Genomic DNA, 18,402 nt, shown 5'->3' on the forward strand with positions numbered 1-18,402 from the left:
GCTACGCACAAAAATGAGTTTGTACCGTTTGATTTACAGCAGTCAGGGCATTCCCAATTTACAACCCCAGGATTTAAAAGATATCTTAGAATCTTCCCAAAGAAATAATCCGGCCAATGGCATTACCGGACTGCTCTGCTACAGCAAGCCGGCTTTTCTGCAGGTATTGGAAGGAGAGTGTGAACAGGTTAATGAAACCTACCACCGGATTGTGCAAGATGAACGCCACCACAGCCCCCAGATCATTGAGTGTATGCCGATCAGAAGAAGAAACTTCGAGGTTTGGTCTATGCAAGCGATCACGGTGAATGATTTGTCAACGGAACAGGTTAAGACTTTGGTATTGAAATATTCCGGCTTCACCACCCTACGGCCCAGTGCCATGGACCCGGAACAATGCCTAAACTTTTTGCTAGACATTGCCAAGATTTACGAGTTGTCCGATAACTTTTTCCTCGACCTCTAACTGCGTAAACTAACGGCAAATTGTTTGGTCAAAGCTTCACGAATTTGATTATGTAGGGGTTCCACATCGGCATCGGTGAGGGTTCGATCGCCGACCCGGTAGGCCAAACTAAAGGCGAGACTCCGTTGTCCGGCGGGGACGGATTGCCCCCGGTATTCATCAAATAGTTCCACCTGCTCGAGTAAATCGCCGCCCGCTTTAACCATGGCTTGGGTCAGTTCCGCCACGGTTAGTTCCAGGGGAGCATAGAGGGCTAAATCCCTGGCCACCGCTGGGTAAGGGGAATAAGGACGGAAATCGGGAGTACCCAGAATTTGGGTTTCCATGGCTTGGTATAGGGGGGTTAGGGTGATTTCAAAGGCGTAAACCTCATCAATCAGACCTTTTTCCCGGCGTAATTGGGGATGGAGTTGCCCAAAGCGTCCTAACACTGTTCCGTTACAGCTCAACAGGGCGGTGCGACCGGGATGGAGGCGGGGATCTTGGTGATCGCCGCTGTAGGTGACGGTTGCCCCCAAACGCTGAAAGATGGCCTCTAATAAACCTTTGGCATCGTACCAGCTCATGGGTTGGGGTTTACCACCCTGGGGCCAGGTGCCTTCGGTAATCTGGGATCCGCCGCAAATGCCCGCCAGGTGGTCCGCCTCACCGATGTCTCCTTCGTTCTGCCAAAAGACCCGACCCACTTCAAAGGCATTCAAAGCCCCATTATTTTGGGCCTGGTTGTTGGCAAAGGCGGTAATCAAACCATCGAGTAAATTGGTGCGGAGAGCGGAATATTCCGCAAAGAGGGGGTTAGCCAGCATCACTTCAGACCCGTGGGGTTTCACTAAGGAGTAATGAACTACCTCGGTTAAACCTACTCCTCGACAGGCTTCCCGTAGGGCTAACTCAGCTTGATAGGAGGGGGATAAACCACCGGCAATGGTATTGGAGGGTAACTGCTCACAGAAGTGGTCATAGCCGTACAGTCGGGCTACTTCCTCAATTAGGTCAATTTCCCGTTCAATATCCCGTTGACGGTAGGAGGGTACTGTCACAGCCCACACCGGAGTGTCACTGTCTGATTGTCGGGTTAATCCACAACCCAGATCGGTCAAAATTCTTTCCACATCTTCAGCGGTAATATTACCGATGCCGGTGGGGGTGTTTACTTTACCCAGCAATTGTTGCAAGCGTTCCAAACGCAGATTAATTATCGCTTCCCCTCGGTCTTGCCGCTGATCGGCTTTACCTTGGCGGACTACGGTGCCCCCGGCCAATTCCGTCATTAGGGCGATCGCCCGGTGCAAAGCGACTTCCAATTCACACCGGTTCACGCCCCGTTCATAGCGGGTGGAAGATTCACTGCGGAGATTAATGGCCTTACTGGATTTGCGGATGGTGACCCCATCAAATAGGGCGGTTTCCAGCACAATATTTTGGGTATTTTCATCCACCTCTGTAGCGGCTCCCCCCATCACCCCGGCGATCGCCACTGGTTGGTCGTTGGCAGTAACCAATAAATTTTGGGGTTGCAAAGTCCGTTCCTGGTCATCCAGGGTAATTAACTTTTCCCCTTCCTCAGCAAAGCGTACCCCCAGGGCAAACCCTTCTGGGCCAACTAGGGTTTGCAATTTATCCTGGTCAAAGCTGTGCAAGGGCTGACCCCATTCCAACAGCACGTAATTGGTCACGTCCACCACGTTGTTGATGGGCCTAGTTCCCGCCGCTAACAGTCTTTGTTGTAACCAATCCGGGGAAGGACCCACTTTGACTCCCCGTATTACTGTGCCCACATAGGTAGGACAAGCCTGGGGTTCCGTCACACTGATGGGCAAATCCTGGTCGGATACCGATACCGCTTTTATCTCCGGTAGGCTCAGCTTACCTCCAGTGAGGGCGGCCACTTCCCTGGCTACCCCCACCATACTGAGGGCATCGGCCCGGTTGGCGGTGGGGCTAATTTCTAGAATGACATCGTCTAAACCGAGTAGGGGCCCCACAGGACTACCCGAGGGCAAGTCCAAGTCTGGAAAAATATGAATACCTTCAGACTCCTTACTCAGACCCAATTCCGCTAGGGAACAAATCATGCCGGAAGATTTTACCCCCCTTAACTTGGCGGGTTTAATTTTTAGATCTACTTTGGGTAAGTAACTGCCCAGGGTGGCCACCGGTACCAAAATATCTGCCCTGACATTGGCAGCACCACAGACGATGGTAGAAGGCTCCTCTGTCCCAATATCCACCACGCAAACGCTTAATTTATCGGCATTGGGGTGTTTTTCCCGGGAAATTACTCGCCCCAGCACCACCCCCGCTGCCCAGCTCCGACGGTCTTCAATTTCTTCCACTTCCAAACCGGCGATCGTTAGCAATTCCCCAAGCTCTTCTGGAGACAAATTAAGTTCAACCAGGGATTGCAGCCAGTTGACAGAGATGCGCATGGGTTTCCTTTTCTACTGATTTGTATTAATGCTTGCTTAGTTTGCGATGGCGTCAGCGGCATCTATTGTATCGCTGAAGGCATTACCCCAGGCCACTCCGGGTCATGTTTACAACTTTCGGAACAAATTTATAGCTCTGGAAGCTCAATGAACCAAAGTTTCCCACTAACTAGCCTAAAATAGAGTGGCCTTCCCCATCCCATCAACCCTCGGAAAATTTAACGAATTTAATACAGCATAGGTTAATAGGTTAGTCTTACATCACACCATCTGGTGAACCGGAATGAGTTTTTGCGTTAATCCCAATTGTCCCCATCCGAAAAACCCCAATAATGTGCAGGTATGCCAGGCCTGTGGGAATAGTCTGCGCCTCAACGGCCGTTACCAAACCTTGGGTTTATTAGGAAAAGGGGGATTTGGGGCCACCTTTGCCGCAGCGGACGTGGCACTGCCGGGGACTCCCATTTGTGTGGTGAAGCAGTTACGGCCCCAAACCGATGATCCCAATGTGTTCCGTATGGCCAAGGAACTGTTTGAGCGGGAAGCCCAGACCCTGGGTCGGGTGGGCAATCATCCCCAAGTGCCCCGTTTACTGGATTATTTTGAGGACGATCACCAGTTTTATTTAGTGCAAGAGTATGTTAAGGGGCATAATTTGCACCAAGAAGTGAAAAAAAATGGCACTTTTACCGAGGGGAGTGTCAAGCAATTTTTAACAGAAATATTACCTATCCTTGACTATATCCATTCCCAAAAGGTTATTCATCGGGATATTAAGCCTGCCAACCTCATTAGGCGGCAAACAGACCAGAAATTAGTGCTGATCGATTTTGGCGCAGTGAAAAATCAAATTGATTCGGTCCTCTCTTCCAACACCTCTGCCCAAACGGCCTTAACGGCCTTTGCGGTGGGCACCGCCGGCTTTGCTCCCCCGGAACAGATGGCCATGCGGCCAGTTTACGCCAGTGATATTTATGCCACCGGGGTAACTTGTTTGTATTTACTAACTGGTAAGACCCCCAAGGAGATTGATTGCAATAGCCAAACCGGGGAGATGGACTGGGAAAAACATGTGACAGTTTCCAGCAAATTTGCTGAAGTGATCCGCAAAATGTTGGAACTTTCTGTGCGCCACCGTTACAAGAGTGCCCAACAGGTGCTGGATGCCCTGGAGATGCCCACCTATGAGGATGGCATGATGCAGGGCATGGTTTCTACCCCCTTTACTACCCTAACAGGAGCTGGGGACGAGCCGGCCACGGGTATCCGCATGGGGAATAGTTCTTCTCCAGACTATGGCGACCCATCCACCCGATTTAACACCAATGTCCAGCCCAGGGACCCTAGTTCCACTAGCCTGAATACTGGCATTAAAACCCGCACAGCTAAACCGAGGCAAAGTCCCAGGGATAGGGCTACCAGCAATATTGAGTCTCCGACCACCAGGGTACGTCCTGCCTCCAATATGGCGGATGGAGGCTCTGTTGGGGCAGGGGGGATTGACTACAACATGGTTAACCCAAAACCCTTTTCCCGTCGGGAAGAAGAAAAGCAGGCGATCGCCAACCAACCGGAGACTAAACGTTGGAATGGCAAAACTTTTTTGGCGGAGTATGCCCAGGGTAAAAGGGATTTTGCCGATCAGAATTTAGTGGGCATAGTGTTAGCTAAGGCGTTTGTGCCGGGGATTAATTGTTATCAGGCTAATCTGACCAATGCTAATTTTGAGCAAGCGGAGCTCACTAGGGCAGACTTTGGCAAGGCCCGCTTGAAAAATGTCATCTTCAAAGGGGCTAATTTGAGCGATGCCTACTTTGGCTATGCTGACCTGCGGGGGGCAGATCTACGGGGAGCAAATCTCAACGGTGTTAATTTTAAATACGCCAATCTCCAGGGGGCCAATTTCTCCGGGGCGGATTTGGGTTCAGCCAAAGTATCCCCAGAGCAGTTGAAGCTTGCTAAAACCAATTGGCGCACGGTTATGCCCGGTTCTGGTCGGCGGAGATAGGCTTAGGTCCAAAATCTCCACTGTTTCTGACCAAACCAAGCATTAGGGTAAAAACTCCCATTTCCCCTTGGGGCCAGAGCGTCACTAGCAGTGTCAGTAACCCTAATTAACTAATCCGGAGCGGATGGCCCTCACCGCCGCCTGGGTGCGGTCATTGGCGCAGAGCTTGTTGAGGATATTCCGTACATGGGTCTTAACTGTGCCCACGGTGATATAGAGTTTTTCCGCAATGTCGGCATTACTACAACCGTCCACAATCAACTGCAGAACCTCCAGCTCCCGTTCCGTCAACCCATAGGACAAAGAGGTGCGGCTGGGGGAAGATGGTTCCGATGGCTCCGCCCCTGGGGCATGGGCCAAAACTATTCTGGCGATCGCCGGATCAATCCAGGCAAAACCACCATGGGTGGCTTGAATCGCTTCAATTAACAATTCAGTGCGGCTATCTTTCATGCAATAGGCATCGGCTCCAGCACTGAAGGCGGCCAATACTGTTTCTTCTTGGTCATTGAGGGTCAAAATCACTACCCGACATTGGCAATTGAGCGGGCCTTTTTTCAACTGTTGGGTGACATCAATGCCGTTCATGTCGGGCAGGCCAATATCGATGATTACCACATCGGGCCGTGTTTGTTGCATCATCACCAATCCCAACCGGCCATTGGCGGCTTCCCCCACCCACTCAAAACTGGGTTCCATGGTCAAAGCATCCTGCAAACCTTGGCGAATCAAATCTTCATCTTCAATTAAGGCAATGCGAATTTTCTCCATGGTCAGGACATTGGCAATGGTATGGGATAATTTTTCGTCACAGTAAGCAGGGTCTAGGCAAGGGCAGGTCCTTACCCAATATTAGGCACCATATCACTGGATCAACCAGTATTACGCATTCCGGCCGCAATACCGTTAATGGTTAACAGAGCTCCCCGCAGTAGTTCTTCTTTGGAATAACGACGGTAACGCACGCCGCTGGTCTCCGCTTCCTGGGTTACTTGGCGTAAACGTTTCAGCAGGGAAATCTGCAGTAGCCCCAGGGGAACAATAGTACGATTTCGTAGGAGTACCGACCGTTGCAAAGAGCGATCGCCGTCCAGGAGGTGGGGATGGGCCGTAATTTCCATGGCAAAGTCCCTGGTTAATTGATACTCTTGCTTGATCTGCTGAAAAAGGCGATCGAATCGTTCCCGGTCTTCTGGCTTAGATAGCTCTTGCACATAGTGGGAAGCGATGGTGAGGTCCACCTTGGAAAGGGTCATTTCCACCTTCGAGATCACCATGTTGAAGAAAGGCCATTTGAAATAGAAGTAACGCAACAACTTCATATTTTTGACCGGGTCTTGGTCCACAAAGGATTTCAACGCCGTGCCCACCCCATACCAAGCCGGCAGCAGGAAACGGGTTTGGGTCCAACTGAACACCCAGGGAATGGCCCGCAAACTGCTGAGATCCGCTTTACCCCCCTTACGTCGGGCAGGGCGGGAACTAATCTGTAACTCGCTAATTTCAGGAATGGGGGTAACCGTCAGGAAGAAATCTAAAAAGTCCGGTTCTTCGTAAATCAAACTCCGGTAGGCTCGACGGGCAGTGCAGGCCAACTCCTCCATAATCCGGTTCCAGGGCTCAATGAAATCAAAACTACTTTTAAGTAAACTAGCTTGGATGACCGCCGTGGTTAAAGTTTCCAGGTTGTAGAGGGCCAACTCTGGCAGGGAATATTTAGAAGCTAACACTTCCCCTTGTTCGGTAATTTTGATCCGACCGTCCACGGTGCCTGCGGGCTGGGCCAAAATGGCTTTATAGGCCGGGCCGCCCCCCCGGCCAACAGATCCTCCTCGACCGTGGAACAGCCGGAGAATTACCCGATGGCTTTGGGCCACTGCCTGCAGTGATTTTTGGGCCTTATGAATTTCCCAGTTACTGCTCAAAAAGCCGGAGTCTTTATTGCTGTCGGAATAGCCCACCATAATTTCCTGGAGATTGCCGGGATTTAGTAGGGCTGTGGTGGTGGGAATTTGGTAATAATCCGGTGGCTGATTTTGCAACTCTTTTAAGGAATGGTAACTGCCCGCCAATGTAGCCCGGTAAAAAGGCAAGCTGAAAAGAGAATCCATAATCCCCGGAGCGTTTTTGAGATCTTCTACTGTTTCAAACAGGGGCACAATGCGGAGGGAATTGGAGGCGGTGGCCGGGTCATACAATCCGGCTTCCTTGGCTAACAGCAATACTTCCAACACATCACTGGCATCGTTGGTCATGCTGATGATGTAGGTTTGGCAAATATCCACCCCAAATTCCATTTGTAGATGGCGCAGGGTGCGGAGGGTTTCAATGGTTTCCCTAGTCCGCTCCGAAAAGGGCATTTCCTGGGGAATTAAAGGACGGCGGGTTTGCAGTTCTACCCCTAACCAGGCTAATTTATCTTCTTCGGCCATTTCTTCGTAGGGAGTGGTGAGTACCCCCATATACTCAGCAATTTCGGCGATCGCCTCGGCGTGGCGGGAAGATTCCTGGCGAAAATCCAACTGGGCTAGGTTAAAGCCATAGACTTCCAACTGGGTAATCAAATTTTCCAACTCCAGGCAGGTTAAACCAGTTTCGGTCAGATTACGCTGAATGAGTCTTAATTCCTCTAATAATTCTTCCCCAGTGCGATAGTGATTTTCGGCCGGCATGGTGATCATCGTTTGCCGTTCTTCTGGGTTGGCTAGACGATTATTACGCCGCAGGGTGTTTTCCAGCCGTTTGGTAACGTAGGCCAGCTTCATCCGATAGGGTTCCTGGCGATAGCGGAGAGAAAGTTCTTCGTAAATTTCCGGTAATTGAATGCGGTCCCGTTCCAAAGAGTCCAACAATTCCTGGGAGACTTTGCACCAATGGAGGGAAGGGCTAAGAATGGCCACCAGTTCCCCCAAACTAAACAAATATTTCCCCAGCACTAAACCCCGCTGGTAACAGGCCGTCTGCCAGGTCACTTCTGGGGTTACCGAAGGGTTGCCGTCCCGATCGCCACCGACCCAGGAGCCAAAATAACAAAAATTAGCCCGGGGGGCCCGCAGATGGGGAAAGGTTTCTTTAATAGCTTGTCCTAACCGTTTGGACAATTCCGGTACAGCGTCGAACAGTACTTCATCAAAATAATGGAGGGAATAGTCCACTTCGTCCAACACAGTGGGTTTGAACTGATGAAGTTCGTCGGTACGCCACCAAAAGCGAATTTCCTCCGTTAATTGGGCGATCGCCGTTTTTGCATCCCAGGTGTTGAGCCAGTCCCGACCGGTCACAGAACCCTGGAGTTGATCTAGTTTACGAAGAATGCGGTCCACCCTTCTTTGTTTGCGCCGGATGGTGTGACGGACAATTTCCGTGGGGTGAGCGGTGATCACCAGGCGAATGTCCAGATGATCCAATAAATTTTGGATATGTTGGGGGGGCACATTGAGGCGTTTTAGCTCCCTCATTAACCAATGGAACGTACCTACAGAAGCTTGCAATTCATTCTGGTCAATGCCCACTGGCAATGGTTCCGTTGACGCGCCTAATCGGGATGGGGGGACCATTTCTTCCTCATTGCCCGCCTGCTCATAGAAGTTGGTTTCCTGGGAAGCTTCCCAACGATTCCGTTGTTGCTCGTTTTGTTCGTAGTGCTGTTCAACGATGTTGATCAACTGGAAATATAGGGCAAAGGCCCGAGCCGCCCGGATGGCATCATTGAGTTCTAAATGCTCAATGCGCTGGGTAATACCCATGATGACTTCTTCGGAAATTTCGCTGGTGATCGCCTCATGGGTACCCTGAAGCCTTAATTCCGTCAGCAAATCCACCAATTCCTGGCCACATTCGCTTTGGAGCACCCTTTCCCACAATTCCTCCACCATCTTTAACCGCTGGTAAAGCACCGACTCTTCTTCAGAGTTGGAACCATTGCCATTACCAGACCAGTTAGTGGAAAGACCGAATGCAGGAACTGCCAAGTTCATGGGAACCTCTAGGACAAGATGGTGACGCTAACAACATCCAGAATGCGTTGCTACTGTACAAGATACTACGGGATTATCCCTACCTCACTCCGCATCCCAGGCTACAGCCAGCGATTTGTCGATGCCCCTCCCAGATTAGGGCAGAAAAAAACCCCTGGAGCAGGGGGAGGAAGAAGACAATGGACTAGGACACTAAAAGCCAAAATCACCGCAACCATAGATGAACAAAAACTAAATAGTGGCGTTTAGTAAGCTAAAGTTTCCAGGGTTTGACGAAGGTAGTGGCGCACTTGGGCGTCCAGCAGGGGAGGGGCCACAGTTTCTGTTTTGGACACCACAGCCTCGCCGTTATCATCCTGCCAGCATTTGAAACCGGAGCTATCGGCTATCGCCAATTTGAGACTGTTCCAGATGGCGGAATCAGAGTTAGAAGCAGATGCAAGGGTAGCAGTAGTCATATTTTTATATCTCGCAGTGGTGGTCAGGAAGCAACGAACGGGGTCCGACGTGACTTTGAGGTAACAGCTAAATACAGCCATTTTGTCGGCCTTAGCTCAACTACCTTCAGGTTAACCCAACTCCGGCGAGCTGGACTGTCAACTTAAGCACAATTGTAAAGAAAATTCAACAAACTTGCCATCACCGGGAATCAATGGACTGGGTTAGGATTGGGGAGAAGGGGAGCATTTCCCCCCTGGTTGCTAATTTTCCGGCTTTAACCGCAAGCCCAAGCTATTTCCTATGTCCCCTGTTTATCTCTGGATTGTAGCAGGCACCATACTCTGCCTTGTGGAAGTTATCTTCCCAGTGGATTTTGTGGCCGTTGTGATGGGATTAAGCGCTGTGGCTACCGCTGGAGTGGCCCTATTGGTCCCCGGCAGTTTTGCGCTCCAGTCCCTTTTTTGGTTGGGGTTATCGGTGTTGTCGATTATTTTACTGCGGCGTTTTCTGCCCCGGCCCAGCCGCAAAAGCATTCTCCAGGATGCAGTGGAAGGGCAATGTCTAACAGCTATTTTGCCCGGGGAAACCGGTCGGGTGCTCTATGAGGGCAACTCCTGGCGAGCGGAATGTCAGGATCCCGATGTGGCGATCGCCGTCAATGAAAAGGTTTATGTGGTGGGGCGCAGTGGCAATACGTTATTGGTTTATCCGGCCAATGCTCTCCAAGGGCGATCGGACATCCAACACCCCAATTTCTGATAAGAAGAGTGATGCGAATTTTGGTAACAAACCCAGCCCCCATGACCTGTTTACCCCCGTGGATAATTATTGATCCTTGGCTCCAGCAATGGTTGGCGGAGGATATTGGCCGGGGAGATTGGTCTACCCAGGGTCTCGGTTTACAGCATCGAGGCCAGGCCCGCTGGGTAGCAAAGGAAAATGGTGTGATAGCTGGATTACCCATGGCCGCCCGTATTTTTCAGCTTTTGGATCCCTCCATGGAATTCCAAGTCTTGGCTGGGGAAGGGCAAGCGGTGACTGCGAGCACGGTGGTGGCCACCATGGCAGGGAATTTAGGCAGTTTACTGACTGGGGAAAGGGTAGCTCTTAATTTGGTGATGGGTTTAAGCGGCATTGCCACCATGACCAGACAATACGTCCAGGCGATCGCCGACTATCCCACCCGCTTTGTCGATACGAGAAAAACCACCCCAGGGCTGCGGGTGTTGGAAAAATATGCCAGTCGTTTGGGGGGAGCCATGAACCATCGCCTTGGCCTGGATGATGCGGTAATGGTCAAGGATAATCATATTCAAGCGGCGGGAAGTATTACAAAAGCAGTGCAAACCCTACGGCAAAATTTGCCCTATCCCTTGGCCATTGAAGTGGAAACCAGCAATTTGGAGGAAGTACAGGAGGCGATCGCCACCCAGGTGGAAATTATTATGCTGGATAATATGGGCACCGACACCATGGCCACTGCCGTCAAATTAATCCGCCAAGCTAATCCCCTGATCCGCATTGAAGCTTCCGGCAACGTTACCCTGGCCAATCTAACGGCGATCGCCAGCACCGGGGTGGACTTTATCTCCAGCAGTGCCCCCATCACCCGTTCTCCCTGGTTAGACTTAAGTATGCAAATTGTACGAAATTGAACAAATCTGGCTAAATTTATGCCCAACCTCGGAAACTTAAACCGAAGTCGAGCCATCTTCAATAGGCAGTGACGGCTTGCCCCCGGTCCATGGCCATTGTCCTCTGCTTCCCCCCAGCCCTAAGTTTTTATGAATAACTCTGATTTCCTGTCTTTTTTCCCCGAGTCTGAAAACAATGGCCCAGCGGACGTCAACGCTGAAGAATTGGCCCTATTGTTCAATGGATTGAATGAAGAAGTACAGGAACAGGTAAATTCCTCTGAAAATGAGGATTTCGGTGCCATGTTGGACGGCATCGAAATGTTAGAAGAAATGCTGGTGGAAACGGAGCTAGCAGGGGAAGCGGCTCTGCAGGAAATGACCCCCTTGGAACAGGAAACGTCCGTCATGTTTGAAGGGAATGATTTGCAGTATGAAGAAGTGGATGAAGATAATTTTGCTCCTAGTGTGCTAATTCCGCCCTTTCTCCGGGCCCATGAAGCCTTACAGGAACAGGTTGTTAGCCTAGGACAACGTTTAGCTTCTACGGAACAGGAACTCCTGGGGCACCAGCGTCGGGCTTCCAGTGCTGAGAATTTAATTCAAGACCAGGCGATCGCCCTCACCCAAGCCCAGGAACAATTGGCCCATACGGTGGCGGAATTGCAGGTTTACCAAGAAGCGTGTAAACAACAACAGTTACAGGTGGAAACCCTGACGGAACAGCTCGCCGCCAGCCAGGATTTGATCATTGCCCAACAAAATCAGTTGCACAGTGGAGAGCATGGCAATAGCAATGAGGTAAAAATTCAAGAACTTCGCACTGAGATCAATAGTTTGAAGACGGAAAATGAACAACTAAAAGGACAGATCACTTGCCACAACTCAGAGGTGGCCCGCTTTGAACAACAACTTGCTGAACTGACTGCCCGCTTACAACGACAACAGCGCTACGCCTTGCAATATAAATCTGCCTTGGAACAATACCTGGCCCAACCTGACCTTCTTCCCCTGGAAGCCATTGGTGAGGTGGTGGCTAACGTAACAACCCAGTCTAAGGAAGTGAAACCCTGGGCCAGTGTGGGGGATGTGTTGGCTTCATTTACCAGGGGCAGTTCTGAGTCGGCCAGTGCTCCGGTGGCGGATCTCACACCAGGCTTGGTAAACTTTTCCCCTTCCCCAGATAAAGAATCGGCTGGCCAGCCATCGGCAAGTAAGAAGGAGCAAAAAGAGCAAAGGAATCAGACAGAAGAAGTTCCTTTCTCCCCTCCCGTGGAGCCGGCTAAACCCGTTGACCCTATCCCCGCCATTGACCAACTGAGTTTTGCGGTTAAGGAGCCAAAACCTTCCCGTCGCTCCATTGATTTGCCAGGCTTTTTACCCCGCTCTACGCCAATGGAGTAATCTTCAACGGTAATGTTGAACAAAGACGGTAGAGATTGATTTTCTTACTGTTACTTGGGGGCAGTTTATTTTTCTTAGATATTCATGAGTAATCTTTCGATCGCCGATGGGATTCGTCTCGGCATTGCAGTAGGGGTGGCCAAGACCGTTACGGCCGTGGTTAAAGCTCTGCGGTTGGGGTCTGCCAGTGTGTTACCGGGGGAAATTGCCCGTCGTCTGCACCCGAAAATGTTGGGACTGTTGGCCCAGCAGGTGTCCCAGGGGGTAATTTTAGTAGTGGGAACCAATGGCAAAACCACCACCTCGTTGCTGTTACGAAAAATTTTGGTGGATCAGGGCTATCGAGTCACCCATAATGCCACCGGCGCTAATTTAATCAATGGTTTAATCACCGCTTTACTGGCCGATGCCAATTTATTTGGGCGTTTATCCACCGATTTCGCCATCTTAGAAGTGGATGAAAATGTACTTCCTTTGGTGTTAAAAGATTGTCAACCCAGGGCAATTTTGGCTTTGAATCTTTTCCGGGATCAATTAGACCGTTACGGCGAAGTGGATAGCATCAGTCAGCGCTGGCAAAAGGCGATCGCCCCTTTACCAGAAAACACCATTGTTGCGGTCAATGCCGACGACCCCACCCTCTCCCATCTGGGGCAAAAGTTAGCCCAACGGGTTTGTTACTTTGGCCTGAGCGAGCCGGATTTATACCTGGAAGAAATTCCCCATGCAGTGGATTCCATCTACTGTCCCCAGTGCGGCACTTCCCTGGATTATCGGGGAGTGTACCTTTCCCATTTGGGGGATTATCAGTGTCCCAGCTGTGGATTCCAAAAAAGTCAGCCCGCTTTCCACAGCAGTAAGTGGCCCCAAATTCTCATCGGCGTTTACAACAAATACAACACCCTCGCCGCTGGTTTGGTAGCCCAACAATTGGGGGTGAACACAGAAAATATTTTCAACAATATCCGCAGTTTTAAAGCGGCCTTTGGGCGGGCGGAGGAATTGAACGTAGAGGGCAAACATGTCCGCATTTTGTTGTCTAAAAATCCAGTGGGTTTAAATGAAACCATCCGGGCTGTTAATGACCTCAAACTTCAGGGCCAGTGCTCCACCACTCTATTAGTGCTCAATGACCGCATTGCCGATGGCACCGATGTTTCTTGGATTTGGGATGTGGATACAGAACCCCTAGTGGCTTCCGGGGGCACTTTTGTTGTCAGTGGCGATCGCCTTTATGACATGGCACTGCGTTTGCAATATAGTCAGGAAAATTTAATTCAACCTAGCCAAGGGGAGGAACCGTGGGATGGCCACACATCAAGGCTAATTTTGGAAGAAAATCTTGAAAAAGCGGTGCAAATTGCTTTGGAGCTAACCCCAGCAGAGGAAACTCTCCATATTATTCCCACCTATACCGCCATGTTGGAAGTGCGGGGCATCCTCACTGGCCGAAAAATTCTCTAGGACTTGTTGGAGTCCCCCTGGCCTCCCAATGATGGGGGGGATTTCTTCAGCCTTCCCGCCATGCCAGCATGAGTAACGCATTGACAATACCTGCAGCCACGGGAGAACCACCTTTGTTACCCTCAACCCTTATTTGCGGGCAAGGTAGTAAGGACAAGGCTTTTTTCGCTTCTAAAACCCCAATGAAACCTACCGGAACACCAATAACTAGGGCCGGTTTTGCTTTACCTGCGGCGATCGCCTGACAGAGGGTTAACAAGGCGGTGGGGGCATTGCCGATGACATAGATAGCTTCGGGAAATTGGGCAATACAGCGGTCCATGCCGGTTTCGGTGCGGGTTTTGCCTGGGTCAGCGATGGTAGCAAAATCGATCGCCGTTTGGATTGGATTGTTAAAAGTGCGCTGGACTAAACCTTGGATGCCCTGTTTGACCATATTCACATCCACCACAATGGTTTGACCGTGGCGCAAACTTTCTATTCCCCTGGCGATCGCCTGATGTTCCGGCAGATCTGGATCAAACTCAGCCTGGGGTAAATCCGGAGCAAAACGGAGTAAATGCAAAAAATCAAAATCCGCTGTGCTGTGGATCACCCGGCGGGCAATGGCATACTCCTGGGAAGATAAATTATGGGGCCCCACAGAACGGTCAATGTGGGCAAAACTTTCTAGCAAAATCGGATGTTCTAGGGGAATCATTGGCGATTAGATTCCGGTAAAATCCGACCAATGGTACTGTTTTCTGGACGAAAAGTTTCTTGGGCCACCCGTTGAATATCCTCCGGTGTCACTGCGGCGATCGCCTCTAAGCGGGCAAACAAATTACGCCAATCCCCGGTGCGGACGTTATATTTCACCAACAGTTGGGCCATGCCCATATTGGAATTGAGGGATTGCAAAGCGGAAGTTTGCAGTAAATTTTGGGCCCGCTCCAATTCCTCCGGGGTAACGGGTTCCATTTTTAGCCGTTCAATTTCCCCGTGTAACGCCTCGCTAAGGTCGTCCAAACTGCGACCGGGGGCACTCTGGGCATAGAACATTAACAAATTGGGAAATTTATCCGCCGGAAAACCGTTAAAGCCCTGGGCCATCAATGCCAACTGTTTTTCTTCCACTAGGGATTGATAAAGGCGGGAAGTGCGGCCACTGCTCAAAATAGTCGTCATCACATCAAACACCGCACTGTCGGGATCATCAAAAGCGGGGCTATGGTAACCCTCGAAGTACCAGGGTTGGGAAGGCAAGGTCAGATTAATTTCCTTCTGCTGCGTCTGGGGAGGCTCCACCACCGTTACCTGGGGCGTAGGGGGACGCTGGGGGAAACGACCAAAATATTTCTGCGCCAAACTTTTTACCTGGTCAACCTTCACGTCTCCCACCACGGCAATGGTCATGTTACCGGGGATGTAATATTTCTCGTAAAAATCCGTCACGTCCTGGCGGGAAAGATTGCGGATATCTTCGTCATAGCCAATCACCGGGCGGCGGTAGGGATGTTTGGTAAAAGCCGTATCTAAAAATTCCTCCACCATTTGCCCCACTGGGTTATTTTCGGTCCGCATGCGCCGCTCTTCCAGAATCACCTCCTGCTCTTGGTAAAATTCCCGAAATACCGGCTCCAAAAAGCGCTCCGACTCTAGAGACATCCACAGTTCCAGCTTGTTAGAAGGCAAACTGTAAAAGTAAAAAGTAGCATCGGCACTGGTGGCCGCATTTAAACCCACGCCCCCGGCCATCTGGATAATCTGACCAAATTCGTTCTGCTTGATTAAATCCTGGGCCTGCTGTTGGATTTGCTTAAATTGCTCCTGTAACTTTTGTTCCCCCGTCTTATCTCCTTTAGCCCTGGCAGTGGTGATTTGGGCAAACACTTGGTCTAACTGATCCAACAACTGTTGTTCCTGGGTAAAATCCTTAGTGCCAATGCGTTCCGTTCCCTTAAACGCCATGTGTTCCAAAAAGTGGGCCACCCCAGTTTTTCCCACTGGTTCGTCCACGCCCCCCACGTCAAAATAGGTGTAAAAAGACACCACTGGAGCCTCATTATTTTCCATCACAATAAATTTCAAGCCATTATCCAGTTGAAATTCCGTTATCCTCTGGATCGCCCGGTTGAGGTAGGGAGTCAGGGTTTGGCTATTGCGGTTATTGGTCGGGGCCAAGTCAGCGGCGATCGCCGGATGGGACCAAAGCCCGGGTCCATGGAGAACCAATATTAGGGCAGTGACCAATAGACAACGGGATAGAGAACGGAACACAAGCAGAGGCATGGGGAAAATGAATAACCAACGCAAACTATTTATAGCAACTACTTTAGATGATCTGGGCTGACAACCTTGGCGCTTGCCGGGAGGGATCAATCAACATTAAAATTTGTAACAGTGCCGATTTAGCGGGCCAGTCAAAGTCAAATCAAAGGGTAAAGCCGAAATGCGTGTTGCAATTGTGGGAGCAGGATTGGCGGGAATGGCCACCGCAGTGGAATTGGTAGATGCGGGGCACGAAGTTGAACTGTACGAAGCCCGTAGTTTCATCGGCGGTAAAGTGGGCAGTTGGGTGGACGGCGACGGTAATCACATTGAAATGGGTCTGCACGTTTTCTTTGGCTGTTACTACAACCTTTTTAACCTGATGGAAAAGGTGGGGGCCAAGCAAAATCTACGGCTCAAGGAACATACCCACACCTTTGTTAACCAAGGGGGCCGCATTGGTGAACTGGACTTTCGTTTCCTCACCGGTGCTCCCTTTAACGGTCTGAAAGCATTTTTCACCACGTCCCAACTGGATACCAAAGATAAAATTGCCAACTCCATCGCCCTGGCCACCAGTCCCATTGTGCGGGGTTTAGTGGACTTTGACGGAGCCATGAAAACCATCCGGGATTTGGACAGAATTAGTTTTGCGGAATGGTTCCTCAGCAAAGGTGGCAACGAAGGTAGTTTGAAAAAAATGTGGGACCCGATCGCCTACGCGTTGGGTTTTATCGATACGGAAAATATTTCTGCCCGCTGTATGCTGACCATTTTCCAACTGTTTGCCGCCCGCACAGAAGCATCAGTGTTGCGGATGTTGGAAGGTTCCCCCCAGGAATATTTACACAAACCCATTCAGGAATATTTGGAACAACGGGGCACCAAGTTTTACACCAGGCACAAAGTTAAGGAAATCAAGACCAAAGTTACGGACGGGGAAACCAGGGTAACAGGATTAATTATCAATGACGGCGTGGAAACCAAAACCGTAACCGCCGATGCTTATGTAGCCGCCTGTGACGTGCCGGGTATTAAAAATCTGTTGCCGGAAAATTGGCGCACCCAATGGGATTTTTTCAACAAAATTTACTATTTAGACACTGTCCCCGTGGCCACGGTGCAACTGCGCTTTGACGGTTGGGTTACGGAAATGAACGATCCCGCTAAACGCAAACAGTTGGAACAAGCCTTTGGCTTAGATAATTTGCTCTACACCAGCGACGCAGAGTTTTCCTGTTTTGCCGACCTCGCCCTCACTAGCCCCGCCGACTATTACCGCCCAGGGGAAGGTTCCCTATTACAACTGGTATTGACCCCCGGTGACCCTTTTATGAAAGAATCCAACGAGGCGATCGCCTATCGGGTACTCAAACAAGTCAAAGCCCTTTTCCCCTCAGCGGCGGATTTGAATATGACTTGGTACAGCGTAATTAAACTAGCCCAATCTTTGTACCGGGAAGCACCGGGCATGGACCTGTTCCGCCCCAGCCAAGCAACCCCCATAGCCAACTTCTTTTTAGCCGGTAGCTACACCCAACAGGATTACATCGATAGTATGGAGGGGGCCACCCTGTCCGGTCGTCAAGCGGCCCAGGCGATTTTGGCCAACCAAGCCCGTTTGCAAACTGCAGTCCTGGCATCTCAGTAATTTTGGTAAACATCGGCAAAACCCATGGCTAATTGGTTAGAACATAGCGTGCAAGTGGAAGTGGATGCCCCCATCGAATTGGTGTGGCAACTGTGGTCTGACCTGGAGCAGATGCCCCGCTGGATGAAATGGATCGATTCCGTCAAAGTACTGGAAGACAATCCCGACCTTTCCCGCTGGAAGTTGGCCAGTGGCAGTTTGGAATTCACCTGGTTGTCCCGGATTACTAAGTTAATTTCCCAACAAATAATCCAATGGGAATCGGTGGATGGTTTACCCAACCGGGGCGCAGTGCGTTTTTATGACCGCCATGGCAAAAGCATTGTCCGCCTCACCATTGCCTATAGCGTCCCAGGCTGGTTGGCATTGCTAATGGATAATCTCTTCCTCGGTCGGGTGGTGGAATCCACTATTCAAGCTGACTTGGAACGATTTCGGGAATATATCAATAATTTGCAGGCTTCCTGAGGTAAGTTTGCGCTGAATAGTAGAACTAAGGCTAATGGTGCCGATTACTGATCAACATTGAAAGGATTAAGTAAACAAACTCCCGTAGCAACAAAATCCTTCACATTGCGAGTAATTGGGAATGTCGGGTTTGGTTGTTTGGATTAATCACTTAATCGGATGGAGAAATCTTGCAGAGATTCATCGTAAACCTGAACCAAAGAAGACACA

At 50.3% G+C, this 18,402-nt stretch carries 14 protein-coding genes; 8 read left to right on the forward strand and 6 right to left on the reverse strand.

The window, feature by feature from the left end; all coding sequences use genetic code 11:
- The first annotated feature begins 13 nt into the window (after nucleotides 1-13).
- Nucleotides 14-466 (forward strand): BLUF domain-containing protein, encoded by a 453-nt coding sequence (locus SYNPCCP_RS09445; protein ID WP_010873009.1) that lies wholly within the window; start codon nucleotides 14-16, stop codon nucleotides 464-466.
- Here SYNPCCP_RS09445 and pheT read toward each other — a convergent pair.
- Complete coding sequence (pheT, locus tag SYNPCCP_RS09450; protein ID WP_010873010.1) at nucleotides 463-2,895, reverse strand: phenylalanine--tRNA ligase subunit beta; 2,433 nt, start codon at nucleotides 2,893-2,895, stop codon at nucleotides 463-465. The genes SYNPCCP_RS09445 and pheT overlap by 4 nt on opposite strands.
- 283 nt (nucleotides 2,896-3,178) lie before the next feature.
- Between pheT and SYNPCCP_RS09455 the strand changes: the two genes are divergently transcribed.
- Nucleotides 3,179-4,903 carry a serine/threonine-protein kinase gene (locus SYNPCCP_RS09455; protein WP_010873011.1) on the forward strand — a complete coding sequence of 575 codons (1,725 nt, stop codon included), beginning with the start codon at nucleotides 3,179-3,181 and terminating at the stop codon, nucleotides 4,901-4,903.
- Nucleotides 4,904-5,005: 102 nt separating this feature from the next.
- On the opposite strand, the gene SYNPCCP_RS09460 is transcribed toward SYNPCCP_RS09455, so the two are convergent.
- From SYNPCCP_RS09460 to SYNPCCP_RS09470, 3 genes are all read right to left on the reverse strand, one after another.
- Nucleotides 5,006-5,674, reverse strand: coding sequence for a response regulator transcription factor (locus SYNPCCP_RS09460; RefSeq protein WP_010873012.1), 669 nt, complete (start codon nucleotides 5,672-5,674; stop codon nucleotides 5,006-5,008).
- A gap of 101 nt (nucleotides 5,675-5,775) precedes the next feature.
- Entirely contained in the window at nucleotides 5,776-8,880 is a 3,105-nt protein-coding gene (gene ppc / locus SYNPCCP_RS09465; RefSeq protein WP_010873013.1) for a phosphoenolpyruvate carboxylase, read from the reverse strand.
- 245 nt (nucleotides 8,881-9,125) lie between these two features.
- The gene (locus tag SYNPCCP_RS09470; RefSeq protein ID WP_010873014.1) at nucleotides 9,126-9,338 is read right to left on the reverse strand and encodes a hypothetical protein; all 213 of its coding nucleotides are present in this window, start codon (nucleotides 9,336-9,338) and stop codon (nucleotides 9,126-9,128) included.
- A gap of 283 nt (nucleotides 9,339-9,621) precedes the next feature.
- On the opposite strand from SYNPCCP_RS09470, the gene SYNPCCP_RS09475 reads away from it, so the two are divergent.
- The 4 genes from SYNPCCP_RS09475 (at nucleotide 9,622) to SYNPCCP_RS09490 (ending at nucleotide 13,823) form a co-directional block, all read left to right on the forward strand.
- Entirely contained in the window at nucleotides 9,622-10,080 is a 459-nt protein-coding gene (locus tag SYNPCCP_RS09475; protein WP_010873015.1) for an NfeD family protein, read from the forward strand.
- A gap of 8 nt (nucleotides 10,081-10,088) precedes the next feature.
- Nucleotides 10,089-10,976, forward strand: coding sequence for a carboxylating nicotinate-nucleotide diphosphorylase (gene nadC / locus SYNPCCP_RS09480; protein WP_010873016.1), 888 nt, complete (start codon nucleotides 10,089-10,091; stop codon nucleotides 10,974-10,976).
- Nucleotides 10,977-11,105: 129 nt separating this feature from the next.
- Nucleotides 11,106-12,359, forward strand: coding sequence for a hypothetical protein (locus SYNPCCP_RS09485; protein WP_010873017.1), 1,254 nt, complete (start codon nucleotides 11,106-11,108; stop codon nucleotides 12,357-12,359).
- Nucleotides 12,360-12,443: 84 nt separating this feature from the next.
- Entirely contained in the window at nucleotides 12,444-13,823 is a 1,380-nt protein-coding gene (locus SYNPCCP_RS09490) for a Mur ligase family protein (protein ID WP_010873018.1), read from the forward strand.
- Between the two features lie 46 nt (nucleotides 13,824-13,869).
- Here the strand turns inward: SYNPCCP_RS09490 and SYNPCCP_RS09495 are convergent, their stop codons facing one another.
- Nucleotides 13,870-14,523, reverse strand: a complete 654-nt coding sequence (locus SYNPCCP_RS09495; protein WP_010873019.1) for a cobalt-precorrin-8X methylmutase — start codon at nucleotides 14,521-14,523, stop codon at nucleotides 13,870-13,872.
- The gene (locus SYNPCCP_RS09500; RefSeq protein ID WP_010873020.1) at nucleotides 14,520-16,094 is read right to left on the reverse strand and encodes a pitrilysin family protein; all 1,575 of its coding nucleotides are present in this window, start codon (nucleotides 16,092-16,094) and stop codon (nucleotides 14,520-14,522) included. Before SYNPCCP_RS09500 ends, SYNPCCP_RS09495 begins: the two co-directional genes overlap by 4 nt.
- Nucleotides 16,095-16,254: 160 nt before the next feature.
- Here SYNPCCP_RS09500 and zds point away from each other — a divergent pair, with 160 nt between their 5' ends.
- Nucleotides 16,255-17,724, forward strand: a complete 1,470-nt coding sequence (zds, locus tag SYNPCCP_RS09505; RefSeq protein WP_010873021.1) for a 9,9'-di-cis-zeta-carotene desaturase — start codon at nucleotides 16,255-16,257, stop codon at nucleotides 17,722-17,724.
- Between the two features lie 24 nt (nucleotides 17,725-17,748).
- Nucleotides 17,749-18,192, forward strand: a complete 444-nt coding sequence (locus SYNPCCP_RS09510; protein WP_010873022.1) for an SRPBCC family protein — start codon at nucleotides 17,749-17,751, stop codon at nucleotides 18,190-18,192.
- Nucleotides 18,193-18,402 lie beyond the last annotated feature (210 nt).

The organism is Synechocystis sp. PCC 6803 substr. PCC-P (assembly GCF_000284455.1).
GTDB lineage: Bacteria > Cyanobacteriota > Cyanobacteriia > Cyanobacteriales > Microcystaceae > Synechocystis.